The sequence below is a fragment of the Stenotrophomonas maltophilia genome (genome assembly GCF_023518235.1).
Classification (GTDB): domain Bacteria; phylum Pseudomonadota; class Gammaproteobacteria; order Xanthomonadales; family Xanthomonadaceae; genus Stenotrophomonas.
This window is the reverse complement of record NZ_CP090423.1, coordinates 3,017,379-3,043,758: the sequence shown is the minus strand read 5'-3', so window position 1 is coordinate 3,043,758 and position 26,380 is coordinate 3,017,379. Positions and strand designations below refer to the sequence as shown.

Genomic DNA, 26,380 nt, shown 5'->3' with positions numbered 1-26,380 from the left:
CCATGCCGCTTTAGCTCAGTTGGTAGAGCAACTGTCTTGTAAACAGTAGGTCATCCGTTCGATTCGGATAAGCGGCACCACTCGGGAAGCACCGAAGCGCCTTGAAAATAGGGGTTTCAACGAAAAAGGCCAGCGCAGTGCGCTGGCCTTTTGGCATCCGCCGGTAAAATTGCCGGTAAAATTAGCCCTTCTTTTTTGGTTTCACGGGCGCCTTCACCACTGGTACGGAATGGCCGTACAGCTGACGCATGGCCTCGCTCACGTGGCCGCCAGCGCTCTTGTCCTCGGTGTCGGTGATGCCCCGATGCTTCAAGCCATGGAGCGCGAACTGCTGGTCCTTGCAAGGTCGACCAATGACGGCAGGTCGAAGTCGAGGATGGGACGTTGGACGAAGCGGACGCACATGGCGCCAGCCTGTCACCGGCTATGTATGTGTCACGTATATTCGCCGTGGATCACCCGATGGTGGCAGCAGCTGAAAGGGGGCGGGGGATGGGCAATCTGAGATTGAGAGAGTGGCAACGGCTGGACTTCTATGATCCGAAGCCAGTATTGATCCAGCTGCGCCAGATGGAGACAAGCGGCGTGCTCGATGGTCTGCCGGCGAAGGTGAAGCACCTGCGAACTAGAGAGCTAAAACCGTATTTGGAGCGTCGACAATGCGCCATCTTCGCGTACCTGATGGGAAAGGTAACGGGGACGCTTATCGCGGTTGCCTACTCTGAACAGTCGGACTATGACGCGGTCATGCGGTGGCGACTCGGGGATGAGGTGCGGTATAGCCCTGTGCAGATGAAGGAGCTTCCACCCGACATGGGAGCAGGAACGAAGGATCTACAGCAGCAGATCGACCGTTTGAAGGTCAGATATCCGCGATCCGGTGATTTAACGGTGGCCATCCACCTCAACCGCAACATGCGTGTGCTGGTGAGCGAGCTGGATCTGTCGGGGCTGAACTTGGGCGGATTGTGGCTCTTCGGCGCAGAAGACGACGGTGCCAATCGGTGGCGGGTCGTCGGTGACTTGCTGTCGCCGAACGCAAGCACCGAGGTGTTCGACTACCCGTACGAATAGACCCGACGTTGACTGTGGTCGCTTGCGATGGGGTGTGGGTGGTCGCAATGTCGCAGCGCGTTGATGACGGGACCTGGATCGCGTTGCTGGATCGGCATCGCAATGGCCCGGGTGGCCCTTCCCGGCTGTGCACCAGCTATGAGCAGGGTCGCGCCGGCGCTGAGCTGTGGGTGGCCAGGCATGAGGCACGGCTCCGCGAGGAGGTGGCAACCATCAACCGCTGGCGGGAGGCTGTGCGCGCGAACAGGCTAGCCAAGTTGAAGACCCCGCCACCCTTCGGCTGGATGGGATAAGTCCTAGCTCTTGGCCTGCTCGGCGATAGCCGCAAGAAGCTTCCTTCCTGCTTTGCCGACGTCGCCAGCAAGCTGATCGAGCTTCGCGTAGAGCTCGGCATCTGCAGGCGGATGACTGACTACGACCTCGCTCAACCTATCAGGACTCTGGGCAATCAGCTCTACGGAATGAATCCGAGTGAAGTAGGCGCTTTGGGCCTCCTTAACCGCTGCTACCGAGTCATTGACCTCGGGTGATCCATACACGTCTAGCAGCAGTTCCATGCGCGACTTCTGGACCTGGGACTTCTCCCCATTCTTGAGCTGAAGATCGACGTACTGCTTGTAGGTGAGCAGACCTCTCGCGAGCCGTAGCCCCAGAATTCCGTACTGCTCAAGGGCGGATATCCAGTGCCCAGCAAGGACGTAGAGCTCCTCAAGCCTATCTCGCGTAATGCGTTGGTTCTCGCGCTGCAGATCGTGGGTCTGCTGCATCCGCAGTCTGAGGTCACTGCTTCGGTTGTTCAAAAACGCGAGCAAAACCGCTACCACGCCAGTCAGGACGGAGCCTATCGCTACGCCTATGAGCTGTCCGTAAGCCTGCAGCCAAGTAGTCTCTGGCTTGGCAGCTCCCTCAACAGTTGTTTGCACGACCACGCTTGCTAATAGCGTGCAACTACCCAGCCACTCTGACATCTCTCTCTCCATGTTCGTTGGACATCCACCCCTTGTCTCATAGGCCCATGCAACAGGGAGGGGGCACTAGACAACCGGCCGCAGGGCGACACCTGTCGTCCCTGTTGAATGACAGCGAAAGACACCTCCCTCAACGCGAAGGTCCACCGGGAAAATGGTCCTGAGCCACCAGCAATAGCAAGTGTTTCACGAACCGCGACCGGGAAAATAGAGCTACGTAAGTCAATGATTCTAGGGCTTAGTCCAACTGTCTTGTAAACAGTAGGTCATCCGTTCGATTCGGATAAGCGGCACCACCAAGCAACTAGATTGGCCCCCGCAAAGCGGCGGCGCGGTCGTTGGTCGAGCATTGCTCCCTGCCCCGTCTTTTTCCTCCTTCCCTTGCTGTTCTGGTATCCGGCGCGTCATGCGTCGCTGTGCTTTTCCCAGCATGCGTTTCCCATGTCTCATGGTTGAAAGGGTGTAGTCAGTAGGCTACAGTCCTCCATGGAGATCCAGCGTACCCGCCAGTTCGCGACATGGATTGACGCTCTCAAGGACGTAACCGCGCGCGCTCGCATCCTGGCCCGCATCGGTCGGCTCGCCGAAGGTCATCCGGGTGATCACCGCTATCTGGGGGACGGTGTTTCCGAACTGCGTATCGATGCAGGACCGGGCTACCGCGTGTACTACACCCAGCGCGGCAGGCAGTTGCTGATTCTCCTGGTCGGAGGCGACAAAGGTTCGCAGCAGCGGGATATCGAAAAGGCCAGGGAGATTGCGCATGCCCTGTGAGCGTCGAACCGGCTGTAGGCGAAACGACTCAATACCGAAGCACTGGAGCTGTCCCACCATGGCCACCAAGAAAAAAGTCGAACTAAAAGCATTTGATGTGGCCGAACACCTTCGGACACCCGAAGAAATGGCCGCCTATCTCGACGCCTGCATCGAGGAAAGCGATGGCGATTCTGCATTCATTGCCAAAGCGCTGGGCGATATCGCCCGCGCTCAGGGCATGAGCAAGGTTGCGCGTGCGGCGGGCCTGTCACGAGAGAGTCTGTACCGCGCACTCTCGGGCAAGCGCAGTCCTGATTTCGCCACCATCCTGAAGGTGACCCGTGCCTTGGGTGTGCGCCTGCATGCCAGTGCCGTTTGAGGCATCAAGGCACTGCGCTCCAATTCTGCTACCTCAAGAAGTCCGCTGCGATCAGGTTCAATCAAACCGAATGATGCGGATCAACCCTCGTGTTACCGATCCGTTTCCGAAAGCGGCCACCGTGCCACAGCGGAATACCTCTTTCGCACCGTCATGGTTGATGAATGAGATCGTGCAGTGTGCCCGCGTTCCCGGCGCGATGCGGGTGATGGCGCGATCATTCAGCACGAAGCTGTACCACATGAGTTCGGGGCTTATCGAAAGCGCCATGGGGCGCGCGGTGGAGGCGATCATCTCGGCAACAGCGCCGCCGCGCGAATCCACTTCGTCCAGCCGCAGCTCAACGAGAACAGGTTTCAGGTTTGGATAGGGTGTGCTCATGCCAGCAGCGGTTCCGGCTGATTCGATAGTCGGGGTAGCGACGCGTTGAACCTGTGCATTGGGAATCCCACTGTTCTGCATTATTGAGCCCCCCGCGCCTGCAACGCCACATACTCGGCCAGCCCCCGGCAGGCCAGCATCAGCCCTTCGCGCACGCCGTCGCCGATATCATCTTTCTCATCCCCATCCACGCGCACGCGCTCGTTGGCGTGGTACAGCTCCAGCAGTGACACCAGCCCTACGGCGGCGCGATCCCTGCGTGCGGCAGCCACGGCGTCGCCGGCTGTGCTTGCCGGCCCCTGCCACGGCTGTCCGTCGGCGGCATCTCCGGCCTGGATGCGGCGCAGGCAGACGGGCAGGTTGATGGGCGCGGGTGCATCGTTGGCAGCGGCGAAGGCGGCTTCCAGCGGTTGCGCCAGTTCGAGCGGCAGATGCAGGGCGGCGTCGCCCAGCGTGGCGGTCAGATAGGGGTATAGCGTCTTGGACATGCGGGCATCCTCGTCAGGCACAGAGGCGCCGCCACGATAGGGTGGCGGGCGATGCGTGGCTTCCAAGACCGGGAATCGATGAGCCGGCGGGCACAAGGCCCCCACGCACCGCCCGCCGTTGATCGGCGAACGGATTGCCAGCCGACGCCGCTCTTGGGAGGACGACGCCGGCTGGCAAGCGTATACAGCTTCGATTACACGGGCTTGGAAGACCCGACCACCTTTGCAGGTGGCGTTTCATCATGCGCAGGCGAAATCCCCGCCTACCAGTCGATTGTTTCGATGGCATCGGGTGATCTGAAAGGAAAAATGAATTATCGCGATTGGCCTGTTCCCGCCACTGCGATGCCGAAAGCGACATATCGCGCAATGCGATCATCCGCTGGAAATCGGTAGGCGTCGGCGCTGTTGCAAGGCCTGGAAAGACCTACAAAGTGAAGCTGGCTTAACAGCCCGGGTGAAGGCGCCACAGCCACCATAGCAAACACAACCCCCAAAAACGCGCGCCCGGATACTGATTCTCCTCACACACCGCTCCCGACTCCCCGCCGCATACTGCGGTCACACACCTTTCGGGACCTGCCCATGCGTCGCCACGCCCTGCCGCTCACCGTCGCACTATTGTCCGCCGCGTTCGCAGCCCCGGCCATGGCCGCTGTGCCGTTCTTCAACGCCAGCTGCCCGGGCGGCATCGATGTGCATGCCGATGAGGGCGGCCCGGTCTACGTGCAGGGCCGCGAGACGGCGTTGAAGCGCTTCAACGACCGCTACTTCGAAGCACGCGATACCAACAGCGGCATCACCCTGTCGATCAGCCGCAACGATGACGGCTCGCCGCAGGTCAGCTACACCGGCCGAGGCGGCGCCAATGGCATCTGCCAGGTCAACAGCCGTGGTGCGCCCGCGCCCGCCACAAACAGCGCCCGCCCTGGCGACGCTGCCACCGGGGATGCCGCGCTGCCGCGCGAAGTGACTTGTGAATCCACCGGCCAGCAGCAGGTGTCGTGCGATCTGAACACCCGTGGCAATGTGGAGATCGTGCGCCAGCTCAGCCGCACCCGCTGCGAGGAAGGCAAGAACTGGGGCCTGTCGCGGCATTCGGTGTGGGTCAATGGCGGCTGCCGCGCGGTGTTCCGCAATGTGTCTTCGGTGACCACCCCGGCGCCGTCAGGCGATACCGCACTGGGGGCCTGCAATGTGCGCAAGGGTGCGCAGGGCGCCCTGGTCACCCAGATGCCGGTGGGCAGCGATTACCAGGAACTGATCATCGATTATCCCGACGGCCGCTTCCTGTGCATGATGCGCAATAACGGCCAGGTGCAGAGCGTGACGCCTGTGCGCCGCCGCGGACGCTGAGCGCGAGGGGCAGATCCGGCGTCAGCCGCCGGACCTGTACAGCAGCACCCACGCCAGCATCAGAGCGAACATGCCGACGATGGTCAGGCCGAACCACAGCGCGGCCACCTTCACGTTGCCGATCAGTGCCGCCAGCATGCGGTCCAGTTCGCTGGTCAGGATCGGATACGCAGCGTGTGCCTTGCGCAGACGCTGCCAGCCGAACCCGAGGAACACCAGAAGCGAAAAGGGTGTCAGCAGGAGCGTCGCCTGCATCAGCCAGCGGTACGGCGACGCATCGATCGAGCTGCTCAACAGAACGGCAAAAACGGCGATGGGCAGCGCGCCCATGAAGAAGCGGGGCCAGGCGGTGTTGATGAAGGGCGACATCGCAGTCTTCCATGAAAGGTGGGCGGGTCCGCGCGGCATCATGCCATGCCAATGGCCCGCTGCACCGCCGCGGCACGCCAGGACGAAGGTCAGCGCGGGTTTTCCGGGTCGTTGCCCTTCTTGTACGTGTAGGCGGTGATTTCCCAACCACCGCCATGCCCGGAGGAGGGTTGCACCCAGGTGAACTCCCAGCTCTGGGTGGAGCCGTCGGGAAGGAGGTTCTCCACGCGGTAGATCTCACCGGGCAGACCCTGCTCCGGCAGCTTTCCCGGGATCGATTCATCCGAACGCGCAGCGGCACGCCCTACCGAGACCGCGCGCCGTTCCACCTGCACATGGCCGTAGCCCTGGGGGGCGAACGACGGGCGCACGCGTTGGGCCACCCAGTCCAGCACCTGACGTGCGCCTGTGGTCTGCATCGCAAACGCATCCGAGGTCACCGTATGGGTGATGCGTTGCGAGGATGCGCTGGCGCCTGCCGCAAGCAGTGTGCCCAGGGCCATCACTAGTACCGCAGATCCAATGAATGCATGTTTCATAGGGGTCGTTCTCCAAAGATGGGACATTGCAGAGGCACCCTCAGGGTGCCGACGCAGGGTGGCGGTGGCCGTGGCGTGGCAGAAGAGGCGATACCGACGCGGATGTGAGGCCGATCGCAGAAGGCCCGGTTCCTGACCCCTCAGCGCGGTAACAACTGACCGGGGCTGCTTTCCTGGCTACACCGATGGGCGCTTTGCCTGCTGCACCGCCGCGAGTGGTGTCACACAGCTCTGGCTAGACTGTGCTTCTTTTTCCCCCGCAGGAGGCACCCATGGCCCATCCCATTTCCGTATCGTTGATCGGCGTTCCCACCGACGTGGGTGCGGGCCATCGCGGTGCACGACTGGGGCCGGAAGCGCTGCGCGTGGCCGGCCTGCCGGAGGCGCTGGAAGCGCGCGGCGTGGACGTGCGCGATGTGGGCAACCTGGATGGCCCGCGCAACCCGTGGACTGCGCCGGTGGAAGGCTACCGCCACCTGGACGAAGTGGTGGCGTGGAACCATGCACTGATGGAAGCCAGCTATGCCGAACTGCAGGCCGGGCGCATGCCGATCATGCTCGGCGGCGACCATTGCCTGGGCATCGGTTCGATCACCGCCGTCGCGCGCTGGTGCCGCGAGCAGGGCAAGACGCTGCGCGTGCTGTGGCTGGATGCGCATTCGGATTTCAACACCAGCGATGTGACCCCGTCGGGCAACATCCACGGCATGCCGGTGGCCTGCCTGTGCGGCCTCGGCCCCGACGCGCTGACCCGCCTGGGCGGCAGCGCACCGGCGATCACCCCGGCGCAGATGCACCAGATTGGCATCCGCTCGGTGGACCCGGAAGAGAAGCGCCTGATCAAGACCCACAAGGTGGATGTCTATGACATGCGCTACATCGACGAGAACGGCATGAAGCGCGCGGTGGAAGCGGCGCTGGCCGGCATCGACGAGAACACCCATCTGCATGTCAGCTTCGATGTGGATTTCCTCGACCCGAGCATCGCCCCGGGCGTGGGCACCACCGTGCCGGGCGGGGTGAACTACCGCGAGGCGCAGCTGGTGATGGAGATGATTGCCGACACCGGGCGCATGGGTTCGCTGGATATCGTCGAGCTCAACCCCTTGTTGGACAAGCAGAATGCCACCGCCGAGCTGGCCGTGGATCTGGTCGAAAGCCTGTTCGGCAAGTCCACCCTGATGCGCGATTGAAGGCGTCCCCTGAACGGAATCCCGAACCGTTCACACCCGCTCCACGCCCCTGCCGCCAGATTGCACTTCACGCGGCGGCAGTGGGCATTGGTGCCCTCCCGCCGAGCGAAAGAACCCCATCCGCGAATGAAGCGGTATAGCGGCGAACCCAAGGAGAAGCCCATGAAGCGCGTAGTTGCCCTGATGCTGTTGTCGATGTTCTCGGTGGCCCTGCTGGCCGGTTGCAACACCGTGGCCGGTGCTGGCAAGGACGTGCAGAAGGCCGGTGAAAAGGTTGAGGACGCCGCCAAGGGCAAGTAAGCCCGGCGCGGAACGCAACAGGAAAAGGCCGGGGCTTCCCGGCCTTTTTTGTGCGTGCTGATCTGCGCGGGCGTGCACGGGTAGTGAACCATTCAAGCAGGTGAGCACGCATTTCATTGGCGGTTGACCGGCATTCAACAGCCGCTGCGCGAAGCTGGAGCCACGGTAAGAACGCCGTTGCAACCAAGGACTCCCAGCAATGAACAAAGACATCATTTCCGGCAAGTGGTCGCAGCTGAAGGGCAAGGCCCAGGCCAAGTGGGGCGATCTGACCAACGACGATTTCGATGTGGCCGAAGGCAATGCCGAGTACCTGGCCGGCCGCCTGCAGGAACGTTATGGCTGGGCCAAGGACCGCGCCGAGAAGGAAGTCCGTGAGTTCCAGGATGCGGTGAGCAAGGACTACCCGGACTACAAGTAAGCGCTACAGTTCCCCCCACAGCACAACGCCCGCACCGTGAGGTTGCGGGCGTTGTGTTGTCTGCGCTCAGCGCGCCGGCGGGTCAGGCACGTAGCGGTTCGGGAACGCCTGCGGTTCGCGCGGCAGGCGCGAGGGCGCGTCGACCAGGATGCCGCGCGCACGCAGGTTGCGGGCGCTGTCGTAGCGCAGCTGCAGCACCTGGGCCGGGCTGCGGCTGGCGCGCTCGAACGCGGTATCGCGCACAGAGGACTGTTCGCGCGCACCGTGGCCGGTGCCGAGCGCGGGAGCCTGCGCCTTGCTGGCGTAGCCCTCGATACGGCTGGCACTGGCATCGGCGGCCGCTTCGGCCTGTGCGGCCGGCGCCGGTGGCGGCAGGCCACGGCGCAGGATCGGCTCGGGGCGCCAGCGACGCGCCTCTTCGAACACGGCCACGCCGACCACGCCGATGTTGTCCGGGCGGCCGGTACGGCTGGCGTAGCTGCCGCTGGGGCTGCTGAACACGAACTGCGCCACTTCGTCCTGGCTCTTGCGCCAGCCGGTGATGTCGGCGCGCTGGCCGGGGTTGAGCACGTAGCCGGTCTGCGAGGGATCGGCATTCTCGCCGGAAATGGCGTTGATGCCGTCCACCGACAGCACCACCAGCACCCGGCGCGGGCTGTCGTTGTACAGGCGCACGGCGTAGCGATGGCCACGCTCGCCGGCCACCCAGCGCTGGCCCTCGGCGGGATAGCTGCGCAGTTCGGTGCCACGGTCGCGGTCGACCAGGGTCATGCGCACCGGGCCGCCTTCGTACACCGGCGGCGGGGGCGGGGCCGGGCGGAAACCGGCCAGGGGCAGGATCAGCAGCAGGGGCAGCAGGCGTTTCATCGGGCGTCTCCAGCGGGGTTGAGTGAATGAACGCGCCGCCGGCCCTGACGGGGTTGGCCGTGGGCACGGTAAACTGGCCCCGTTCATCGAAGGTTTCCCCACGCAGTCATGACGACCCGAGTCCTTACCGGCATCACCCCCTCCGGCACGCCCCACCTGGGCAACTACGTTGGCGCCATCCGTCCGGCGATCGCGGCCAGCCGCGCCCCGGGGATCGAGAGCTTCTTCTTCCTGGCCGACCTGCACAGCCTGATCAAGTCGCAGGACCCGCAGCGCACCCAGCGCGCGACCCTGGAGATCGCGGCCAGCTGGCTGGCCTGCGGCCTGGACCCGGAACACGTGTGGTTCTACCGCCAGAGCGACATCCGCGAGACCACCGAGCTGATGTGGTTCCTCACCGCCATTGCCAGCAAGGGCATCCTCAACCGCGCGCACGCCTACAAGGCGGCGGTGGACAAGAACCGCGAGGAAGGCGTGGATGAAGATGCGGGCGTCAGCGCCGGCCTGTTCATGTACCCGGTGCTGATGGCCGCCGATATCCTGATCTTCAAGGCCAACCAGGTACCGGTGGGCCGTGACCAGATCCAGCACATCGAGATGGCGCGCGATTTTGCCCAGCGCTTCAACCACGTGTACGGCAAGGAGTACTTCCCGCTGCCGGACGTGGTGATCGACGAGCAGGTGGCGACGCTGGCCGGCCTGGATGGCCGCAAGATGAGCAAGAGCTACCACAACACCATTCCGCTGTTCGTGCCGCGCGAGGAGCTGAAGAAGCTGGTGTTCTCGATCCTGACCGACTCGCGCGCACCGGGCGAGCCGAAGGACACCGAGGGCTCGGCGTTGTTCCAGATGTACCAGGCGTTCGCTACCCCGGAACAGACTGCCGAATTCGCCAAGGCGTTCGCCGCCGGCATCAGCTGGGGCGATGCCAAGCAGCAGCTGTTCGAGCGCATCGACAGCGAACTGTCGCCGCTGCGCGAGCGCTACAACGCGCTGATGGCCGAGCCGGAGAAGATCGAAGCGCTGCTCAAGCGCCGTGGCCAGCAGCTGCGCGAGCAGCTGGCGGCCCCGCTGCTGGACGAGCTGCGCCATGCGGTGGGCCTGCGCGACCTGTCCACGGCCGGCGACATCGCCAGCGAGGACGCTGGTGTGGCCCGTGTGGCTCCGCCGCTGTTCAAGCAGTACCGCGAGAAGGATGGCCGCTTCTACTTCAAGCTGACCGCCGGTGACGGCACGCTGCTGATCCAGAGCGAAGGCTTCGATTCGCCGCGCGATGCCGGCCAGCTGATCGCGGTGATCAAGCAGGCCGAGCAGGGCGACCAGCTGCAGAGCGAGCTGTTCAAGCTGGAGGCCGAGGTGGAGGCGGTGCTGGCCGCGCTGGCGGCGCTGCGCGAAGCGGCCTGATCGGATAATGCGGTAGAGCCGAGCCCACGCTCGGCTTTGCTTTTGTAGAGTCGAGCCAAGCTCGACTGCTTTTCCGGGCAGCCGAGCATGGGCTCGGCTCTACACAGGGAACCTGCTGTCAGGCGTGGGCCTGGCACATCAGAAGGAGTCTGCGATGGCCTGGTTGTCGCTGCTGCTGTTCCTGCCCTGGTTCCTGCTGCTGGGCAGCCTGTACTGGCTGTTCCCGCGCCAGCCGCGTACTGCGCGGCGGCGCTTGTTCGACGGCACCACCCTGCTGCTGGCCTTCGCGCTGAGCATCGTCTCGATGCTGTGGGGGCACCACATCGGCGTGGTGCAGCCCGGCGCCGGCCCGATCTGGCCGCAGGTGCTGGCGGTGCTGTACGCCTACGGCGCATTCCTGGCGGTGCTGGTGCTGGCCCTGCTGCTGCGACCGCGCTGGCTGGACCGGTAACCCTGCCTCTATAGAGTCGAGCCATGCTCGACTTCGCGTGCCCTCTGTAGAGCCGAGCCTATGCTCGGCTGATGCCTGACAGAATGGCAGCCGAGCGTGGGCTCGGCTCTACAGAAGGGCCCCCTCCGACCAAAGCCGCATCGAACCCGGCCCGCCCACGCGCCTACCATGGGCGTCTGTTCCCGATTCTGCCAGGTGCGTGCCGATGACCGCCGACCCCAGCATCCACACCATCGATACCGGCTTCCAACGCGCCGACTTCGATGCGGCCTATCTGATTGTTGAAAACGGCCGCGCCGCGTTCGTCGATTGCGGCACCGGGCTGTCAGTGCCGGCCATGCTGCAGGCGCTGGCCGACGCGGGGCTGGGCGTGGAGGCGGTGGACTGGCTGCTGCTGACCCATGTGCACCTGGACCACGCCGGGGGCGCCGGCCTGCTGATGCAGCAGCTGCCGAACGCGAAGGCGGTGCTGCATCCGCGCGGTGCACCGCACATGATCGACCCGACCCGGCTGGTTGCCGGTGCGACGGCGGTGTACGGCGCCGAGGAGATCGCACGCAGCTATGGCCGCATCGAGCCGATTCCCCAGCAGCGCGTGGTGGTGGCCGAAGACGGCCACCGCATCGATCTGGCTGGCCGCGAGCTGATGCTGCTGCACACACCGGGCCACGCGCTGCACCACTACTGCGTGTGGGATGCGCGCAGCCGCAGCTGGTTCACCGGCGATACCTTCGGCATCTCCTACCGCGAGTTGGACAGCGCGCAGGGCGCCTTCATCTTCCCCACCTCCTCGCCGGTGCAGTTCGACCCTGAGGCGATGAAGGCTTCGATCCGGCGCATGCTCGATTACGCGCCGCAGGCGATGTACCTGACCCATTACGGCCGCGTGCAGCAGGTGCAGAAACTGGCCAACGATCTGTTCGAGCAGATCGATGCAATGGCCACCATCGGCCGCCAGTGCGATGACCGCCCGGACCGCCACCGCTACCTGCTGGCTGCCTTGCAGGCGCTGTACCTGGAACGCGCGCAGCAGCATGGTTGTGCGCTGGACGAGGCCGCCGTGACGGCGGTGCTGGCGATGGACATCGAGCTCAACGCACAGGGCCTGGCCTGCTGGTTGGACCGCATCCGCGCCTGACGCCACGCCTCGCGTGAATGAGGCGAGGCCACGCTGCGCCGCGATGTCACGACCACGTTACACTCTGGTGACTTCCAAGCCTGCCGTGGTATTGCCGTGAATCCGATGCGCGTGTTGCTGCTGTCGTCCTGCCTGTTCGTCGGTGGCCTGGCCCATGCGGCCAACGATCTGCCCGGCGGCGGCATCGATCCGCAGGCGCTGTCGCGTCACGTGCGTGTGCTGGCGTCGGACGAGTTCGAGGGCCGCGCGCCGGCCACTGCCGGCGAAGAGCGCACCGTGCAGTATCTGATCGAGCAGTTCCGCAGCTACGGCCTGCAGCCGGGCGGCGTGGATGGCAGCTGGGTGCAGCCGGTACCGCTGGTGCGTGCACAGCTGGACGGCCCGGCCAAGGCCAGCCTGTCGCTGAAGCAGGGCAAGCGCGCGCTGGCCAATGGCGTGGACGTGACCCTGCAGAGCCTGCAGCCGCGCAAGCGCGTGCAGATCAAGGATGCGCCGCTGGTGTTCGTTGGCTACGGCATCGACGCGCCGGAACGCCACTGGAATGACTACAAGGATGTGGACCTGCACGGCAAGATCGCCGTGGTGCTGATCAACGATGCCGACTTCGAGGCCGATGCACCGGGCGCGTTCGACGGCAAGGCGGTGACCTATTACGGCCGCTGGACCTACAAGTTCGAGGAAGCCGCACGCCGTGGCGCCGAGGGCGTGCTGATCGTGCACGAGACCGCGCCGGCCGCCTATGGCTGGGCGACAGTGAAGAGCTCGGGTACCTCGCCGCTGTTCGACATCGAGCGCGGCCAGGCTGACGCGATGGCCCAGCACACGCCGCTGCGCGGCTGGATGCAGCGCGAACTGGCCGAGGCGATCTTCGCCGACGCCGGCCTGGATTTCGATGCCGAGAAGCGCAAGGCAATGCGCGCCGACTTCCGCCCGGTGGCGCTGGACAACGCCAAGCTGAGCGTGGATTTCGCCCTCAAGCGCGAGCAGGTGGTGACCCGCAACGTGGTGGCCAAGCTGCCCGGTGGCGAGCACGGCGACGAGGCGGTGATCTTCTCTGCGCACTGGGATGCGTTCGGCATCGGCCAGCCGGATGCCAAGGGTGACCGCATCCGCCGTGGTGCGATCGACAACGCCACCGGCGTGGCCACCGTGCTGGAGCTGGGCCGCGTGTTCGCGGCCGGCCCGCAGCCGCAGCGCACCCTGTACTTCGTGGCGTTGACCGCTGAAGAGAAGGGCCTGCTGGGTGCCAGCTACTATGCCGCGCACCCGTTGGCGCCGCTGGACAAGACCGCTGCGGTGCTGAACATCGAGATGTTCAGCCCGGATGGCCCGACCCGTGACATTGCGTCGTGGGGCAAGGGCCGGGTTTCGCTGGAAGGCGACCTGGAGCGCGTGGCCAAGGCCCGTGGCCGCAGCTACAGCCCGGATCCGAACCTGGAGGCCGGCTTCTTCTATCGCGCCGACCACTTCGCCTTCGCCCGTTTGGGCGTGCCGGCGATCACCATCGGCCCGGGCCTGGACAAGCGGGACGGTGGCGTAGAAGCCGGCCGCGCCCTGCGCGAGAAGTACTTTGCCGAGTGCTACCACCAAGCCTGCGATGCCTGGACCCCGAGCTGGGACCCGAGCGGCCACGCCGCCGACACCCTGCTGGTCTACGACCTGGGTGCCGAGCTGGCCAACAGCCGCCGCTGGCCGACGTGGGAAAAGGAATCGGAGTTCCGCGGCGCGCGTGACAAGAGCGAAGCCGCCCGCCGCTGATGGGGGTTGCCGGCCAGCGGCCGGCACTACCGTCGTCGGCGCAGCAGTTTCCACGCGCCCCAGCCGGCTGCCGCGAGTGCGGCCAGATAGCACACCACCATCGTGCGCAGGCCGACGTCATGCAGGGGGCCCGGGCGGGAACTCCAGCGCAGTTGCAGCGAACTGTGCCCGCTGCCCAGGTCCATCGCCAGTTGCAGCGAAAGCGCGGCGCAGAGCACCAGCAGGGTGATGCCGAAACCGATGCGCGGCCACGCCGCCTGCGCGTCGGGGCGGCGCAGCAGCCAGGCCAGCGCGGTGGCGGCGGCCAGCATCACCGCCATCCACATCAGCGGCGAGGCCGCAGACGCAGCGGCCACCGGCATTGCACCGGTGGCCGCGATCACTACAGCATCCTTACTTGCGGGTGCCGTCGAGCCAGTTCGGGCCTTTGTTGGTGAGGAAGAACACATAGACCACCAACGATACCGCGATCGTCGCGGTCACGTAGATGGCGAACCAGTCGACGTGGCCGGTCTTCAGTGCGCCCTGGTACAGCAGCGGGGCGGTGCCGCCGAACAGCGAGTTGGCCAGCGCATAGCCCAGGCCCACGCCCAGTGCACGCACGTGGGTGGGGAACAGCTCGGCCTTCACCACCGCGTTGATCGAGGTGTAGCCGGTGAGGATGACAAAGCCCAGGGCCAGGGTCAGGAAGGCCAGGGTGGCGTCATGCTGGTGCGGCAGCTTGGTGATCAGGTACCAGCTGTACAGCACGCCGCCCACGCCGAAGAACACCAGCAGGCTCTTGCGGCCGATGATGTCCGACAGCCAGCCACCGACCGGCTGCAGCACCATCAGGAACGCCAGCACGCCCAGGTTGATCAGGGTGCCGGTCATCGGGTCGTTACCCGCGAAGGCGCTCTGGATCATCTTCGGGCCGTTCACCGAATAGGTGTAGAAGGCGATGGTGCCACCGGCGGTGATCAGGAAGCACAGCAGCAGCGGGCGCCACTGGTGCACGAACAGTTCGTACATCGAGCCGGACTTCTGTGCCTTGCCCTCGCGCGCGGCTTCGATGGACGACTCCGACAGCGATTCGTCCATGCCCCGACGCAGCCAGAACACCACCACCGCGGCGATGCCACCGATGCCGAAGGCGATGCGCCAGCCCCACTCGGAGATCTCCGGCTTGCCCCAGAAGGTCAGCATCAACAGCAGGGTCAGCTGGGCCAGCACGTGCCCGCCGACCAGGGTGACGTAGTGGAACGAGGACAGGAAGCCGCGACGGCCGGGAATGGCGGCCTCGGACATGTAGGTGGCGCTGGCGCCATATTCACCGCCGGTGGCGAAGCCCTGCAGCAGCCGCGCGAACAGCAGGATGACCGCCGCCCAGATGCCGATGCTGGCCGCAGTGGGAGTGATGGCGATCAGGAACGAGCACAGCGCCATCACCGTCACCGAGACGGTCAGCGCCAGGCGGCGGCCATGGCGGTCGGCGAAGCGGCCGAAGAACCAGGCCCCGATCGGGCGCATCAGGAAGGTGGCCGCGAAGATCGCCCACACATACATCGTGGAGTTCTTGTCATCGGGCGAGAAGAACTGCGACTCGAAGTACACGGCGAACACCGAGTACACGTAGACGTCGTACCACTCCACCAGGTTGCCGGCGGAGCCTTTGAGGGTATTGGAGATCGAGCGGCGCAGCGCGGCGCCGTCGGTGCTGGGGGCAGCGGGTTGGGACGTGGTGCTCATCTGGGTGGGAATCCTCGATGCGGCGCTTCCGTGCGGGAAAGATCGGTGCCAGGCGTGCGCAGGGCGCTGCGGGCCAGCCTCCTAGGTACTGCATCCCACGTCAACGCCGGGTGCCGGGAGGGCGGGCAGCGCATGGGACCGCACAGGGTGGACCAGGCCACGCCTGCGGACCATAACTAAATCGTCGTATCCGGTGTCATCGCGGGGGCTTCGGCGGGCACCGGCAGGTTGTCGCAAACCGGGGTGATTTCCCTCTGTAGAAGGCTCTAGAATCGGTTTCCCCCGTATGCTGGTGCGTCATGTCGGCTCCCCCTTCTCCGTCTGCGGCTGCCCCCCGGGGTGGCCTTGTCGCGCTGGCCTTGCTGCTGGTCTATGTGGTCTGGGGTTCGACCTACCTGGGCATCGCCAAGGCCCTGCATGGCGGCGCGCTGCCGCTGACGATGGTCTCCGGCAGCCGGTTCATCATCGCCGGCGGTGTGATGTACGCGGCGCTGCGCCTGTTCTGGAAGCTGCCCAGGCCGACCCTGCGGCAGTGGCGCAACCTGCTGATCATGGGCGTGACCATGCTGGTGCTGGGCAACGGCATGGTGGTGCTGGCCGAACGCGAGGTGTCCTCGGGCCTGGCGGCGACCGCCGTGGCCTCGGTGCCGCTGTGGATGGCGTTGTTCTCGGCGCTGCGCGGCCAGCACGCCAGCCGCGGCGAGTGGCTGGGCATCGCCATCGGCTTCCTTGGCGTGGTCTGGCTCAATGCCGGCAGCAGCCTGACCGCGTCGCCGACCGGGCTGGTGCTGCTGTTGATCGCACCGGTGGGCTGGGCGTTCGGCTCGGTGTGGGCACGCGGGCTGGACCTGCCGGGCCCGTTCATGACCGCAGCCGGGCAGATGATCTGCGGCGGCGTACTGCTGGTGCTGATCGGCCTGGCCGTTGGTGAACGCCCGACCACGCTGCCCGACACCGGCGGCCTGCTGGCGATGGCCTATCTGTGTGTGTTCGGCTCCATCGTTGCTTTCACCGCCTACGTGTGGCTGCTGCAGAACGTGCGCCCCGCCCTGGCCGGCAGCTACGCCTACGTCAATCCGGTGATCGCGGTGCTGCTGGGCGCGCTGCTCAACGGTGAGCGCTTCGGTTGGCGCGACCTGCTGGCGATGGCGGTGATCCTGCTGGGCGTGGTGGTGCTGACGATGGCAAGGACGCGCAGGAAATGAGCATGGACGAAAAAGAACAACGCCGCGGCCTGCTGGTCACCGCCTCCACCTTCGTGATCTGGGGGCTGGTGCCGGTGTACTGGCACCTGCTCAACGAGGTGCCCTCGTTCCAGATCATCGCTCACCGCATCATCTGGAGCACGGTGCTGGTGCTGGGCTGGCTGCTGCTCAGTGCGCGCCTGGGCTGGTGGCAGAAGATCGCCGCGCAACCGCGCGCGCTGCCGATCCTGCTGGTGTCGAGCCTGACCATCGCCTTCAATTGGGGCCTCTACATCTGGGCGGTCAACGCCGGCCATGTCATCGAGACCAGCCTGGGCTACTTCATCAACCCGCTGGTGAACGTGCTGCTGGGCGTGCTGGTGCTGAAGGAACGCCTGCGCCGCCTGCAGTGGGTGGCGGTGGCGATGGCGGCGGTGGGCGTGGCCTGGCTGACCATCGACGCCGGCACGCCGCCCTGGATCGCGCTGGGCCTGGCCTGTTCGTTCGGGCTGTACGGCCTGTTGCGCAAGCTGGTTTCGGTCGATCCGGTGGCCGGGCTGGGCGTGGAAAGCCTGTACCTGTTCCTGCCGGCGCTGGCGTTTGCGATCTGGGCCGAGAACGGCCATGGCGGCGCGTTCTTCCATGGCTGGGGCTGGCGCAACGATCTGCTGCTGATCTTCGGGGGCGTGGTCACCGCTGTGCCCTTGATCGGTTTTGCCTACGGCGTGAAACGGATTCCGCTGTCGCTGGTCGGCATCCTGCAGTACATCGCACCGAGCTTGCAGCTGCTGCTGGGCGTGTTCTTCTTCCATGAGGCCTTCGATACCGGCAAGGCGATCGGCTTTGCCACGATCTGGGCCGGCCTGATCCTGTTTGTCGGCGACAACCTGCGCGCGATGCGCAAGCGATAGCTTCCTGCAAAAAGAACGGCGCCCCGAAGGGCGCCGTTCTGCTTCCATCCACGGCCAGGAGAGAGATGGCCGTGACGGGAACGCGGTTGCAGGTGATGGGCGCGCGATTCTAGAGGGTTTCCCTGGGCAACGGTCTGACAGCGCGGCGGCAAGATGAATCGCGTCCAACAATCCACAGACGCGTGACAGAAAAAAAGACGGAGCTTTCGCTCCGTCCTTCCGGGTGTACCGCTGCGAAACCCAAGCTCAGGTTTCGCGCAGTGCCGTGGTGATCGGCAGGCGTGCCGCGCGCAACGCTGGGAACAGGCCGCCGACCAGGCCGATGCCCAGCGCCCATTTCAGGCCGGTCCACAGCAGTTCCGGCGACACATGGAACTTGAACACCACCGCGCTGAAGTTGCTGCCGATGGTGGACACGCTGTAGCCGTTGAACAGCAGCCACGCCACCGCGCAGCCGAGCAGGCCACCGAGCAGCGCCAGCAGCATCGTCTCCAGCATCACCGCGGTCACCACCGGCAGGCCGCGGAAGCCGATCGCGCGCATCGTGGCGATTTCGCGTGCACGCGTGGCCACCGCTGCATACATGGTGTTGAGCGCGCCGAACACCGCACCTACCGCCATGATCGTGCCGATCACCTTGCCGAGGATGTCGATCAGCTTGGTCAGGCCGCCGCCCTGCTTGCCGTAGTAGGCACGGGTGGTTTCCACGTCCAGCTTCAGGCGCGGGTCGGCCGCCACGGCGGTCTTGAACTGCTCGAAGCCCGGCTTGCCCTCGGTGCGCACGGTGATCGACTGCCAGGCACTGCGCTGGTAGGTGGTGGCCAGCGTGTCGGCGTCGGTCCACAGTTCCGAGTCATGCGCATCGCCGGTGGCGAACACGCCCACCACGGTCCAGGTCTGGTTGCCCAGGGTCAGGGTCTTGCCCACCTCCAGGTCGCGGAACTGGCCCTTGGCGCCCTGGCCGACCACGATCTCGCGCAGGCCGGTGCCGAATCTGCGACCTTCTACGATCTTGACCCGGTCATGCACCGCCCACGCCTGCGGGCCGACGCCGCGGAACTGCGCGTTGACGTCGGTGCCATCGGACTTCGACACCAGGTTGACCACCTGTGACAGTTCCGGTGACAGCAGCGGACGGCCCTGCGCGTCGCCGCTGATCCCGGGCAGGGTGGACAGCATCGGCACCTGTTCGCGGGTGATCACCGAGTTGGTCTCGGCCTGCGAGCCACCGCGCAGCACGATGGCGGTGGTGTCATCGCCGGTGTTGTTGAGCGTGGCCTGGAAGCCTTCGCCCATCGCCAGCATCGCCACCAGCACGCCGACCACGCCGGCGATGCCGACCACGATCACCGACGATGCGCCCCAGCGCTGCGGCAGGCTGGCCACGCCGATGCGGGTGGCCGCCAGGGCCAGCCGCCCGCCGCGGGTCAGCAGCAGCCACAGCGCCACCAGCACGGCCACGGCCAGCACGCCGATCCACGGCAGGCCGATCCACAGCACCAGGCCGATGACCAGCAGCAGCACGGTCAACGCGTTGCCGGCCCACTTCTTGAACTTGTTCATCTGCAGGTCTCCTCAGCGGCCGGCCAATGCGTCGACGATCTTCAGGCGCTTGGCACGCAGCGCCGGCAGCAGGCCGACGATGATGCCGATCACCACGATCAGGCCCAGCCCCATCAGCCAGGTCGGGGTCGGTACGTGCGGTGGCAGCATGCCCATGCTCTTGGGGCTGATGGCCGGCAGCACCAGTGACGCCAGGCCCATGCCGATCAGGCCGCCCAGGCCGATCAGCAGCACCGATTCCACCATCACCAGGGTCAGTACGGTGCTGTCCTTGAAGCCCAGGGTCTTCAGCGTGGCCAGCTCCGGCACGCGTTCGCGCACCGCCTGCGCCATGGTGTTGCCGGTCAGCAGCAGCAGGGTGAAGAACACCGCGCCCATGATCGAGGTGACGATCATGCCGATGTCGGCAAACTGCTTGACGAAGGCCTGCTGGAACGCCGATTCGGTCTGGGTCTTGGTCTCGTGGTCGGAGTTGGCCGAGATCGCATCGATGGCCTGCGCCACGCGTGAGGCGTGGTCGACGTTGTCCAGCGTCACCGTGTACCAGCTCACCTGGTTCTTGATGTAATCGTTGGATTCATCGAAGTACTTCCAGTTCATCATCAACTGGCGTTCTTCGTTGGCCGCCAGCGCACGGTCCTTGGAGCGGTAGATGCCCTTCAGCTCCAGCGGCCAGTCGTTGCTGCCGCCGCGCGGGAAGATCGTGGCCTGCAGCGGGATGGTGTCGCCGATCTTCCAGCCGAACTGCTTGGCCAGGGTCTCGCCGACGATGGCACCGGTGCGGGTCTGCTTCCAGTCTTCCAGCTGCGCCGGGTCGATCTGCAACTCGCGGTAGACGTCGAAGTAGTTGGGCGAGACCGAGAAGTTCGGGAAGAAGTTCTTCGGGTCCTGGTAGATGCCACCGAACCACATGCCGTAGGCCACGTCGCGCACGCCAGCCACCTGGCGGATCTGGGTTTCCAGGCGGATCGGCAGCGACTGGGTGATCGACAGCCGCGAGGCCACGACCAGGCGATTGGCGCCTTCCACGCTGCCACCGGAGGCGAACGCCACCCGCACCGAATCGAGCATGCCAAACAGCAGGAATGCGGCCACCACCGACAGCAGGGTCAGCAGGGTGCGGGTGCGGCTGCGGAACAGCTGCGCCCACACCAACGAGAAATATTTCATCGCCGTGGCCTCCGTCAGTGAGCCAGCGGCGCGTCGGCCAGCTCGCCCTTGTCCAGGTGCACCGTGTGGGTGGCGTACTCGGCCGCCTTCGGGTCATGGGTGACCATGATGATGGTCTTGCCGTGCTCGCGGTTGAGCTGCTGCAGCAGGCCCAGAATCTCTTCGGCGGACTGGCGGTCGAGATCGCCGGTGGGTTCGTCGCAGATCAGGAAGGTCGGGTCGGAGACGATCGCGCGGGCGATTGCCACGCGCTGCTGCTGGCCGCCGGACAGTTCATTGGGGCGGTGGCTGCGGCGATCGGCCAGGCCGACCAGGGTCAGCGCGATCTCGGCATTGCGCTTGCGCTGGGCGGCACTGAGATGGGTCAGCAGCAGCGGCAGCTCCACGTTCTTCTGTGCAGTCAGCATCGGCATCAGGTTGTAGAACTGGAAGACGAAGCCGACATGGTGGCTGCGCCAGGTGGACAGCTGGCCACCGCTCATCTGGTCGATGCGCTCGCCTTCGATGCTGATCTCGCCGCCGCTGGGGTTGTCCAGGCCGCCGATCAGGTTGAGCAGGGTGGTCTTGCCCGAACCGGACGGGCCCATCAGCGCGACGAAATCGCCGCGCGCGATGTCCAGGTCGATGCCGTGCAGCACCTGCACTTTCTCGGGGCCACGCTGGTAGGTCTTGGTGATGTTGCGCAGTGAAACCAGGGTCGACATGGGTGGTTCTCCACGGAAGGCGGGAAACGGGGAAGCGCACCGGCCAGGGCCGGGGGCGAGCGTCGAACGGTGCTGCCGGCGGCGCCCGAAGGCGCCAGGCCGTTACTGCGCTTGTTTCTGTTGCACCTTGACGCCATCGCGCAGGGTGTCCGGCGGATTGACCACCACCGACTCGCCTGCGCTTACGCCCTTGAGGATCTGACGGTCCTTGCCCATCGCCTGGCCGGCCTCGACCGTGCGCTGCTGCACGCGGTTCTCGTCAGCCAGCACGAAGGCCACCGAAGCGCCGTCGCGCTGGACCACGGCACCGCCCGGCACGCGCACGCCCTGCGGTTTGGCCGCGGCCTGCGGCTGCGCCTGTTCCAGGAAGCTGACCCGAACGCCCATCTCCGGCACGATGCGCGGGTCCTTCACCTTCAGCGCCACGCGCACCTTCACCGTGGCCTTGCCGCGGTCGGCGGTGGGAATGATCGCGATCACCTCGCCCGGAATCTTCCATTCCGGGTAGGCGTTGAGCGTGGCTTCCACCGGCATCTTCGGCTGCACCCGGCCGATGAAGGCTTCGCCGACTTCGACCTCGATTTCCAGCGAATCCATGTCGACGATGGTGCCGATGCCGGTTCGGGTGAAGCCACCGCCAGCCGACAGCGGCGAGACGATTTCGCCCGGCTGCGCCGCCTTGGCGGTGACCACGCCGGAGAAAGGCGCGCGCACCACGTTGTTGTCCACGCCCAGGTCGGCAATGGCCAACTGGTCATGGGCGACCTTGACGTTGCGCTGTGCGGTATCCAGCTGCGCACGCAGGCTGTCGCGCTGGGCCACGGCCTGGTCGTACTGCGAGCGCGACACCAGCTGCTGGCCCACCAGCGCCTGCAGGCGGCTGGCTTCGGCGGCGGCTTGCCGCTGCTGCGCCTCCAAACCGGCTACCTGGCTGCGCGCGGCCTGCAGCTGCGAGGCGTACAGGCTGCGCTGCGCATCGGCGTCGATCGGGTCCAGCGTGGCCATCACCTGGCCGGCCTCGACCCGCATGCCTTCCTCGATCATCACCTCGCGCACCTTGCCGGTGATCTTGGCCGATACCGTGGCCATGCGCCGGGCGACCACATAGCCACTGGCATCGAGCACCGAACTGCTGGCGCTGCCCTGCTGGATGGCCACTGCTGGCGCGGTTTCCACCTCCACGGCGGGGGGGCGGCCGAACAGCGCGAAGGCGCCGGCGGCCAGCAGCAGCGCAATCACGATGATCACGATCCACAGCCAGCGGCGGCCGCCTCCACTGCCGCCGGAGGCAGGCGGCGGCGACTTGCGTTCGATACGGAGTTCCTTCAACAGCTCGGCAGAAGCGTTCATTCGTTCCATCACAGGCGTTCGGGCGGGTGTGACCGGAAGGGCGGACGGCGGCGGTTCCGGCGGTGGAGCGTGCGGCACAGCATGAGGGCAGGCACAGCGATGACGGCAGTGACAGCTGTCATCCGATGTCCCTGACGGCGGCAACTGCGATATGTGACCACGGCGGCACAGGATGGCAACGTCCCCGCTACCGGTACCGCCCATGGATCCGATCGCCCCGTCGCTGGCCCGCCTGCAGCAGGTGCAGGTGCGCTATCGCGACCATACCGCCCTGCACGGCATCGACCTGCAGGTCCGCGCTGGCCAGGTGCTGGCATTGCTGGGCCGCAACGGTGCCGGCAAGAGTACCGCGATCAGCGTGTTGTTGGGCCTGCGCCGCGCCGATGCCGGCCAGGTCGAGCTGCTGGGCGGCGACCCGCAGCAGCGCGCCAGCCGCCTCGGCCTGGGCGTGATGTTGCAGAGCACCAGCCTGCCGCCGATGCTGCAGGTGGACGAGCTGGTGGCCCAGGCCAGTGCCTGCTACCCCGACCCGATGCCGTTGCCCGAGGCGCTGCAGCGGGCCGGGCTGCAGGCGCTGGCGCGCCGCCGCTATGGCCAGCTGTCCGGTGGCCAGCAGCGCGCCGTACAGTTCGCCATCGCGGTGTGTGGCCGTCCGCGCGTGCTGTTCCTGGACGAGCCGACCACCGGCCTGGACCTCCAGGCACGGCAGACCCTGTGGCAGGCGATCCGGCAGCTGGTGACCGAAGGCTGCGGCGTGCTGCTCACCACCCACTACCTGGAAGAGGCCGAGGCCCTGGCGCAGCAGGTGGTGGTGCTGGAACAGGGCCGCGTGCTGGCCGATGCGCCGCTGGCCGAGCTGCGCCTGGCCGACCGGCCGCGCCGCATCCGCTGCCGCAGTGTGCTGCCCGCCGAGCAGGTGCAGCAGTGGCCGGAGGTGCAGCAGGTGCAGCGCGACGGTGAGCACCTGCAGCTGCTGGCCAGCCCGGCCGAACCGGTGGTGGCCCGTCTGCTGGCGGCCGATGCGCAGCTGCGTGAGCTGGAAGTACAGGGCGCGGCGCTGGCCGACGCCTTCCTCGACCTGACCCGGGAGGCCGCATGAACACCCCGATCCGCAGCGCCCCGATCCGCAGCGCCCCGCAACCGGCCCCAGCCTGGCGACAGGCCGTGCGCCCGTACCGTGCCGAACTGCAGGCCGAACTGCGCCGCGCCTGGCGCACGCCGGCGTTCGCCGTGCCTTCGTTGCTGTTCCCGGTGCTGTTCTATCTGCTGTTCGGTGTGCTGCTGGGGCGTGGCCACGCGCCGCTGTACCTGCTGGCCACCTACTGCGTGTTCGGCGCGATGGCACCGGCGTTGTTCGGCTTCGGCGTGCAGCTGGCGCTGGACCGCGAAGGCGGCCTGCTGACGCTCAAGCGCGCGCTGCCGATGCCGGCCGCGGCACCGTTGCTGGCACGCCTGGCCATGGCCGTGATGTTCGCGTTGCTGGTGGCTGTGGTGTTGATCGGCGTGGCGCGTGTATTCGGCGGTGTGCAGCTGTCGGCGCTGCAGATGCTGCAACTGCTGGCAGTAGCGGGGCTGGCTGCGTTGCCGCTGGGGGCGATCGGTCTGCTGATCGGCAGCCATGTCAGTGCCAGCGCAGCGCCGGCGATGGTGAATCTGGTCTACCTGCCGCTGGCGTTGCTGTCGGGGCTGTGGCTGCCGCTGTCGGCGCTGCCCAAGGTGTTTTCGATGATGGCACCGCTGTGGCCCACCTGGCACCTGGCGCAGCTGGCGTTGCCGGTGGTGGGGCTGCCGTCGGCGGGCAGCGTCGCCGGCCATCTGCTGGTGCTGCTGGCGGTCACCCTTGTGGCGTTGCTGCTGGCGCGGCGCCGCCTGCGCCGGATCGGCTGAACTGGCATGATCGGCAGCGATCGTCCCCGCCTGGATCCTCCTGTGCCGCCGAGCTGGCTTGCCTCCCTGCTGCGTCCCGCGCCGGATTCGGCCGTGGCCGACAACCTGCGCCGCGGCAAGCCGGCCTGGGCCGATGCCATCCACCTGCTGTGGACGGTGTGGGTGTTCATGACGCCGCTGTTTTCCGGGGGCTACACGCTGCGCTGGCTGTGGTTCACCCTGGCCAGCTATCCGTTGTTCCTGCTGCTGTATGCGCGCCTGCTGCTGTCGCCGCGGCACCACGCGCCCCGCTACGCGCTGGCGATGACCGCACTGGCCATCGTGCTGGTGCCCTGGTACCCGTCGGGCATCAGCTACTTCATCTTCGGCTGCGTGATGCTGCGGGTCTGCGGGCGCAGCAGCTGGTGGCGCTATCTGTTGCTGCTGGCCGCGCTCAACGCGGTGTTCTACCTGGTGGCCTACCTGGCGCACTACCCGTGGCAGAGCCTGGTCTGGGTGCCGGCGGTGTCGTTCATCATCGGCATGGTGGTGAACGTGGAGACGGTGAACAAGGAAAAGGACGCCGCACTGCAGCTGTCGCAGGAGGAAGTGCGGCGGCTGGCGACCACCGCCGAGCGCGAGCGCATCGGCCGCGACCTGCACGATCTGCTGGGCCATACCCTGTCGCTGATCACCTTGAAGCTGGAGCTGGCGCGCAAGCTGCACGACCGTGGCGACGCACGTGCGCGGCAGGAGATCGGCGAGGCCGAGGACATCGCGCGTGAGGCACTGGCGCAGGTGCGCAGTGCGGTCACCGGCATCCGTGCCAGCGACCTGGCGGGCGAACTGGCCTCGGCACGCCTGCTGCTGGAATGCCAGCAGGTGCACCTGCACTATGCGCCACCACCGGCAATGCCGGTGGATGTCGAACGCGGCCTGGCGCTGGTACTGCGCGAAGCGGCCACCAACATCGCCCGGCATGCGCAGGCAACGCAGGCGCGGGTGGATTTCATGCTGGAAGGAAGGATGCTGGCGATGCAGATCCGCGACGATGGCCGCGGCGGTGTGCAGGCCGAAGGCAATGGCCTGTGCGGGATGCGTGAGCGGGTGGCGGCGCTGGGCGGGCAGTTGCAGATGCAGTCTGCGAAGGGCGAGGGCACGGTGCTGACCGTGCGCGTGCCTGTGGGCGCGGCCACCACGCCGCTGCCGCCGGGCACGCCGCCGACGCTGGCAGCGGGCGGTGCCGCATGATCCGCATCCTGCTGGCTGAAGACCAGGCGATGGTGCGGGGTGCGTTGTCGGCGCTGCTGGGCCTGGAGCCGGACATCGAGGTGCTGGGCAGTGCTGCCGACGGCGAGGCCGCATGGCGCATGCTGCAGCAGCTGCAACCGGACATCCTGGTGACCGACATCGAAATGCCGGGCCTGTCGGGGCTGGAGCTGGCGCAGCGCATCGCCCGCCATGAGTTGCCGATCAAGGTGGTGATCGTGACCACCTTCGCCCGTGCCGGTTTCCTGCGCCGCGCGCTGGAAGCGGGCGTGCTCGGCTACCTGTTGAAGGATGCGCCGGCGGAGAATCTGGCTGAGGCCCTGCGCAAGGTAAAGCAGGGCATTCGCGCGATCGATCCGCAGCTGGCGCTGGATGCGTGGTCGCAGGCCGACCCGCTGACCGACCGCGAACGCCGCGTGCTGCGCCTGGCCGGTGAGGGCCGCACCGCCAGCGAGATCGCCGAGCAGCTGGGGTTGTCGCACGGCACGGTGCGCAATTACCTGTCCGAGTGCATCGGCAAGCTGGGTGTGGCCAACCGGATCGAGGCGTATCGGCTGGCGCGGCAGAAGGGGTGGTTGTAGCGGATCATTTCCGCGCCTGCGGAGAGGTGTCACTTTCTTTGCTCGTGCAAAGAAAGTAACCAAAGAAACACGCCGCCAGAGCGCGAGCCGTCGATCCGCGCCAGTTCCCTGCGCTTCTCGGTGAATCAGGGGACGGCGCCGAACTCGCTGCGCTCAGACATCGGCGCCTCTGCGCCCCTGATTCCCCTGCGATGCTCGGCTCGCTCAAGGCG

29 protein-coding genes and 1 tRNA gene are annotated in these 26,380 nt (G+C 66.3%); 18 read left to right on the top strand and 12 right to left on the bottom strand.

What is annotated here, in order from left to right:
• Positions 1 to 4: 4 nt before the first annotated feature.
• Both LZ605_RS14340 and LZ605_RS14330 read left to right on the top strand, forming a co-directional pair.
• Positions 5 to 80 (top strand) — tRNA-Thr (locus tag LZ605_RS14340).
• Between the two features lie 304 nt (positions 81 to 384).
• A complete protein-coding gene (locus tag LZ605_RS14330) occupies positions 385 to 1,074 on the top strand; it encodes a hypothetical protein (protein ID WP_249842209.1) in 690 nt (229 codons plus the stop codon).
• A gap of 296 nt (positions 1,075 to 1,370) precedes the next feature.
• On the opposite strand, the gene LZ605_RS14325 is transcribed toward LZ605_RS14330, so the two are convergent.
• Positions 1,371 to 2,042, bottom strand: a complete 672-nt coding sequence (locus tag LZ605_RS14325) for a hypothetical protein (protein WP_249842208.1) — start codon at positions 2,040 to 2,042, stop codon at positions 1,371 to 1,373.
• Positions 2,043 to 2,528: 486 nt separating this feature from the next.
• Between LZ605_RS14325 and LZ605_RS14320 the strand changes: the two genes are divergently transcribed.
• On the top strand, positions 2,529 to 2,816 hold the full coding sequence (locus LZ605_RS14320) for a type II toxin-antitoxin system RelE/ParE family toxin (RefSeq protein WP_249842207.1): 288 nt from the start codon (positions 2,529 to 2,531) through the stop codon (positions 2,814 to 2,816).
• A gap of 58 nt (positions 2,817 to 2,874) precedes the next feature.
• On the top strand, positions 2,875 to 3,177 hold the full coding sequence (locus LZ605_RS14315; protein WP_249842206.1) for an addiction module antidote protein: 303 nt from the start codon (positions 2,875 to 2,877) through the stop codon (positions 3,175 to 3,177).
• A 57-nt stretch (positions 3,178 to 3,234) separates the two neighbouring features.
• On the opposite strand, the gene LZ605_RS14310 is transcribed toward LZ605_RS14315, so the two are convergent.
• Both LZ605_RS14310 and LZ605_RS14305 read right to left on the bottom strand, forming a co-directional pair.
• The gene (locus LZ605_RS14310; RefSeq protein WP_249842205.1) at positions 3,235 to 3,558 is read right to left on the bottom strand and encodes a hypothetical protein; all 324 of its coding nucleotides are present in this window, start codon (positions 3,556 to 3,558) and stop codon (positions 3,235 to 3,237) included.
• A gap of 80 nt (positions 3,559 to 3,638) precedes the next feature.
• Entirely contained in the window at positions 3,639 to 4,046 is a 408-nt protein-coding gene (locus tag LZ605_RS14305; protein ID WP_249842204.1) for a hypothetical protein, read from the bottom strand.
• Positions 4,047 to 4,631: 585 nt separating this feature from the next.
• Here LZ605_RS14305 and LZ605_RS14300 point away from each other — a divergent pair.
• Complete coding sequence (locus LZ605_RS14300; RefSeq protein WP_249842203.1) at positions 4,632 to 5,402, top strand: DUF3011 domain-containing protein; 771 nt, start codon at positions 4,632 to 4,634, stop codon at positions 5,400 to 5,402.
• A 21-nt stretch (positions 5,403 to 5,423) separates the two neighbouring features.
• On the opposite strand, the gene LZ605_RS14295 is transcribed toward LZ605_RS14300, so the two are convergent.
• The gene (locus LZ605_RS14295) at positions 5,424 to 5,771 is read right to left on the bottom strand and encodes a hypothetical protein (RefSeq protein ID WP_249842202.1); all 348 of its coding nucleotides are present in this window, start codon (positions 5,769 to 5,771) and stop codon (positions 5,424 to 5,426) included.
• Between the two features lie 89 nt (positions 5,772 to 5,860).
• The gene (locus LZ605_RS14290) at positions 5,861 to 6,274 is read right to left on the bottom strand and encodes a hypothetical protein (protein WP_249842201.1); all 414 of its coding nucleotides are present in this window, start codon (positions 6,272 to 6,274) and stop codon (positions 5,861 to 5,863) included.
• Positions 6,275 to 6,582: 308 nt separating this feature from the next.
• On the opposite strand from LZ605_RS14290, the gene rocF reads away from it, so the two are divergent.
• The 3 genes from rocF to LZ605_RS14275 all read left to right on the top strand — a co-directional run bounded on the left by rocF (position 6,583) and on the right by LZ605_RS14275 (position 8,224).
• On the top strand, positions 6,583 to 7,503 hold the full coding sequence (rocF, locus tag LZ605_RS14285; protein ID WP_123959397.1) for an arginase: 921 nt from the start codon (positions 6,583 to 6,585) through the stop codon (positions 7,501 to 7,503).
• Positions 7,504 to 7,665: 162 nt separating this feature from the next.
• Positions 7,666 to 7,803, top strand: coding sequence for an entericidin A/B family lipoprotein (locus tag LZ605_RS14280; protein WP_014035659.1), 138 nt, complete (start codon positions 7,666 to 7,668; stop codon positions 7,801 to 7,803).
• Between the two features lie 199 nt (positions 7,804 to 8,002).
• A complete protein-coding gene (locus LZ605_RS14275) occupies positions 8,003 to 8,224 on the top strand; it encodes a CsbD family protein (RefSeq protein WP_004153772.1) in 222 nt (73 codons plus the stop codon).
• Between the two features lie 66 nt (positions 8,225 to 8,290).
• Here LZ605_RS14275 and LZ605_RS14270 read toward each other — a convergent pair whose 3' ends face one another.
• The gene (locus LZ605_RS14270) at positions 8,291 to 9,091 is read right to left on the bottom strand and encodes a hypothetical protein (RefSeq protein WP_249842200.1); all 801 of its coding nucleotides are present in this window, start codon (positions 9,089 to 9,091) and stop codon (positions 8,291 to 8,293) included.
• A gap of 108 nt (positions 9,092 to 9,199) precedes the next feature.
• On the opposite strand from LZ605_RS14270, the gene LZ605_RS14265 reads away from it, so the two are divergent.
• From LZ605_RS14265 to LZ605_RS14250, 4 genes are all read left to right on the top strand, one after another.
• The gene (locus LZ605_RS14265) at positions 9,200 to 10,495 is read left to right on the top strand and encodes a tryptophan--tRNA ligase (protein WP_249842199.1); all 1,296 of its coding nucleotides are present in this window, start codon (positions 9,200 to 9,202) and stop codon (positions 10,493 to 10,495) included.
• A 154-nt stretch (positions 10,496 to 10,649) separates the two neighbouring features.
• The gene (locus LZ605_RS14260; RefSeq protein ID WP_249842198.1) at positions 10,650 to 10,946 is read left to right on the top strand and encodes a hypothetical protein; all 297 of its coding nucleotides are present in this window, start codon (positions 10,650 to 10,652) and stop codon (positions 10,944 to 10,946) included.
• Positions 10,947 to 11,151: 205 nt separating this feature from the next.
• Complete coding sequence (locus tag LZ605_RS14255; protein WP_249842197.1) at positions 11,152 to 12,084, top strand: MBL fold metallo-hydrolase; 933 nt, start codon at positions 11,152 to 11,154, stop codon at positions 12,082 to 12,084.
• A gap of 105 nt (positions 12,085 to 12,189) precedes the next feature.
• Entirely contained in the window at positions 12,190 to 13,842 is a 1,653-nt protein-coding gene (locus LZ605_RS14250; protein WP_249844918.1) for a M28 family metallopeptidase, read from the top strand.
• Positions 13,843 to 13,868: 26 nt separating this feature from the next.
• On the opposite strand, the gene LZ605_RS14245 is transcribed toward LZ605_RS14250, so the two are convergent.
• Entirely contained in the window at positions 13,869 to 14,168 is a 300-nt protein-coding gene (locus LZ605_RS14245) for a hypothetical protein (RefSeq protein WP_249844917.1), read from the bottom strand.
• Between the two features lie 67 nt (positions 14,169 to 14,235).
• Positions 14,236 to 15,570, bottom strand: coding sequence for an MFS transporter (locus tag LZ605_RS14240; RefSeq protein ID WP_249842196.1), 1,335 nt, complete (start codon positions 15,568 to 15,570; stop codon positions 14,236 to 14,238).
• 299 nt (positions 15,571 to 15,869) lie between these two features.
• Between LZ605_RS14240 and yedA the strand changes: the two genes are divergently transcribed.
• Both yedA and rarD read left to right on the top strand, forming a co-directional pair.
• Positions 15,870 to 16,775 carry a drug/metabolite exporter YedA gene (gene yedA, locus LZ605_RS14235; RefSeq protein WP_249842195.1) on the top strand — a complete coding sequence of 302 codons (906 nt, stop codon included), beginning with the start codon at positions 15,870 to 15,872 and terminating at the stop codon, positions 16,773 to 16,775.
• The gene (gene rarD, locus LZ605_RS14230) at positions 16,772 to 17,665 is read left to right on the top strand and encodes an EamA family transporter RarD (protein ID WP_249842194.1); all 894 of its coding nucleotides are present in this window, start codon (positions 16,772 to 16,774) and stop codon (positions 17,663 to 17,665) included. Before yedA ends, rarD begins: the two co-directional genes overlap by 4 nt.
• Before the next feature lie 246 nt (positions 17,666 to 17,911).
• Here the strand turns inward: rarD and LZ605_RS14225 are convergent, their stop codons facing one another.
• The 4 genes from LZ605_RS14225 to LZ605_RS14210 form a co-directional block, all read right to left on the bottom strand.
• The gene (locus LZ605_RS14225; RefSeq protein ID WP_249842193.1) at positions 17,912 to 19,228 is read right to left on the bottom strand and encodes an ABC transporter permease; all 1,317 of its coding nucleotides are present in this window, start codon (positions 19,226 to 19,228) and stop codon (positions 17,912 to 17,914) included.
• A 12-nt stretch (positions 19,229 to 19,240) separates the two neighbouring features.
• Positions 19,241 to 20,398, bottom strand: coding sequence for an ABC transporter permease (locus LZ605_RS14220; RefSeq protein WP_057498632.1), 1,158 nt, complete (start codon positions 20,396 to 20,398; stop codon positions 19,241 to 19,243).
• 14 nt (positions 20,399 to 20,412) lie between these two features.
• Positions 20,413 to 21,102, bottom strand: coding sequence for an ABC transporter ATP-binding protein (locus LZ605_RS14215; protein WP_004153799.1), 690 nt, complete (start codon positions 21,100 to 21,102; stop codon positions 20,413 to 20,415).
• A gap of 102 nt (positions 21,103 to 21,204) precedes the next feature.
• Positions 21,205 to 22,452 carry an efflux RND transporter periplasmic adaptor subunit gene (locus LZ605_RS14210; protein ID WP_249842192.1) on the bottom strand — a complete coding sequence of 416 codons (1,248 nt, stop codon included), beginning with the start codon at positions 22,450 to 22,452 and terminating at the stop codon, positions 21,205 to 21,207.
• 202 nt (positions 22,453 to 22,654) lie between these two features.
• On the opposite strand from LZ605_RS14210, the gene LZ605_RS14205 reads away from it, so the two are divergent.
• The 4 genes from LZ605_RS14205 to LZ605_RS14190 are packed head-to-tail and all read left to right on the top strand — an operon-like array spanning position 22,655 to position 26,168.
• Entirely contained in the window at positions 22,655 to 23,551 is an 897-nt protein-coding gene (locus LZ605_RS14205) for an ABC transporter ATP-binding protein (RefSeq protein ID WP_249842191.1), read from the top strand.
• On the top strand, positions 23,548 to 24,339 hold the full coding sequence (locus LZ605_RS14200) for an ABC transporter permease (protein WP_249842190.1): 792 nt from the start codon (positions 23,548 to 23,550) through the stop codon (positions 24,337 to 24,339). Before LZ605_RS14205 ends, LZ605_RS14200 begins: the two co-directional genes overlap by 4 nt.
• A gap of 6 nt (positions 24,340 to 24,345) precedes the next feature.
• Complete coding sequence (locus LZ605_RS14195; protein WP_249842189.1) at positions 24,346 to 25,569, top strand: sensor histidine kinase; 1,224 nt, start codon at positions 24,346 to 24,348, stop codon at positions 25,567 to 25,569.
• Positions 25,566 to 26,168 (top strand): response regulator transcription factor, encoded by a 603-nt coding sequence (locus LZ605_RS14190; RefSeq protein WP_025878350.1) that lies wholly within the window; start codon positions 25,566 to 25,568, stop codon positions 26,166 to 26,168. Before LZ605_RS14195 ends, LZ605_RS14190 begins: the two co-directional genes overlap by 4 nt.
• The last annotated feature ends 212 nt before the right edge of the window (positions 26,169 to 26,380 follow it).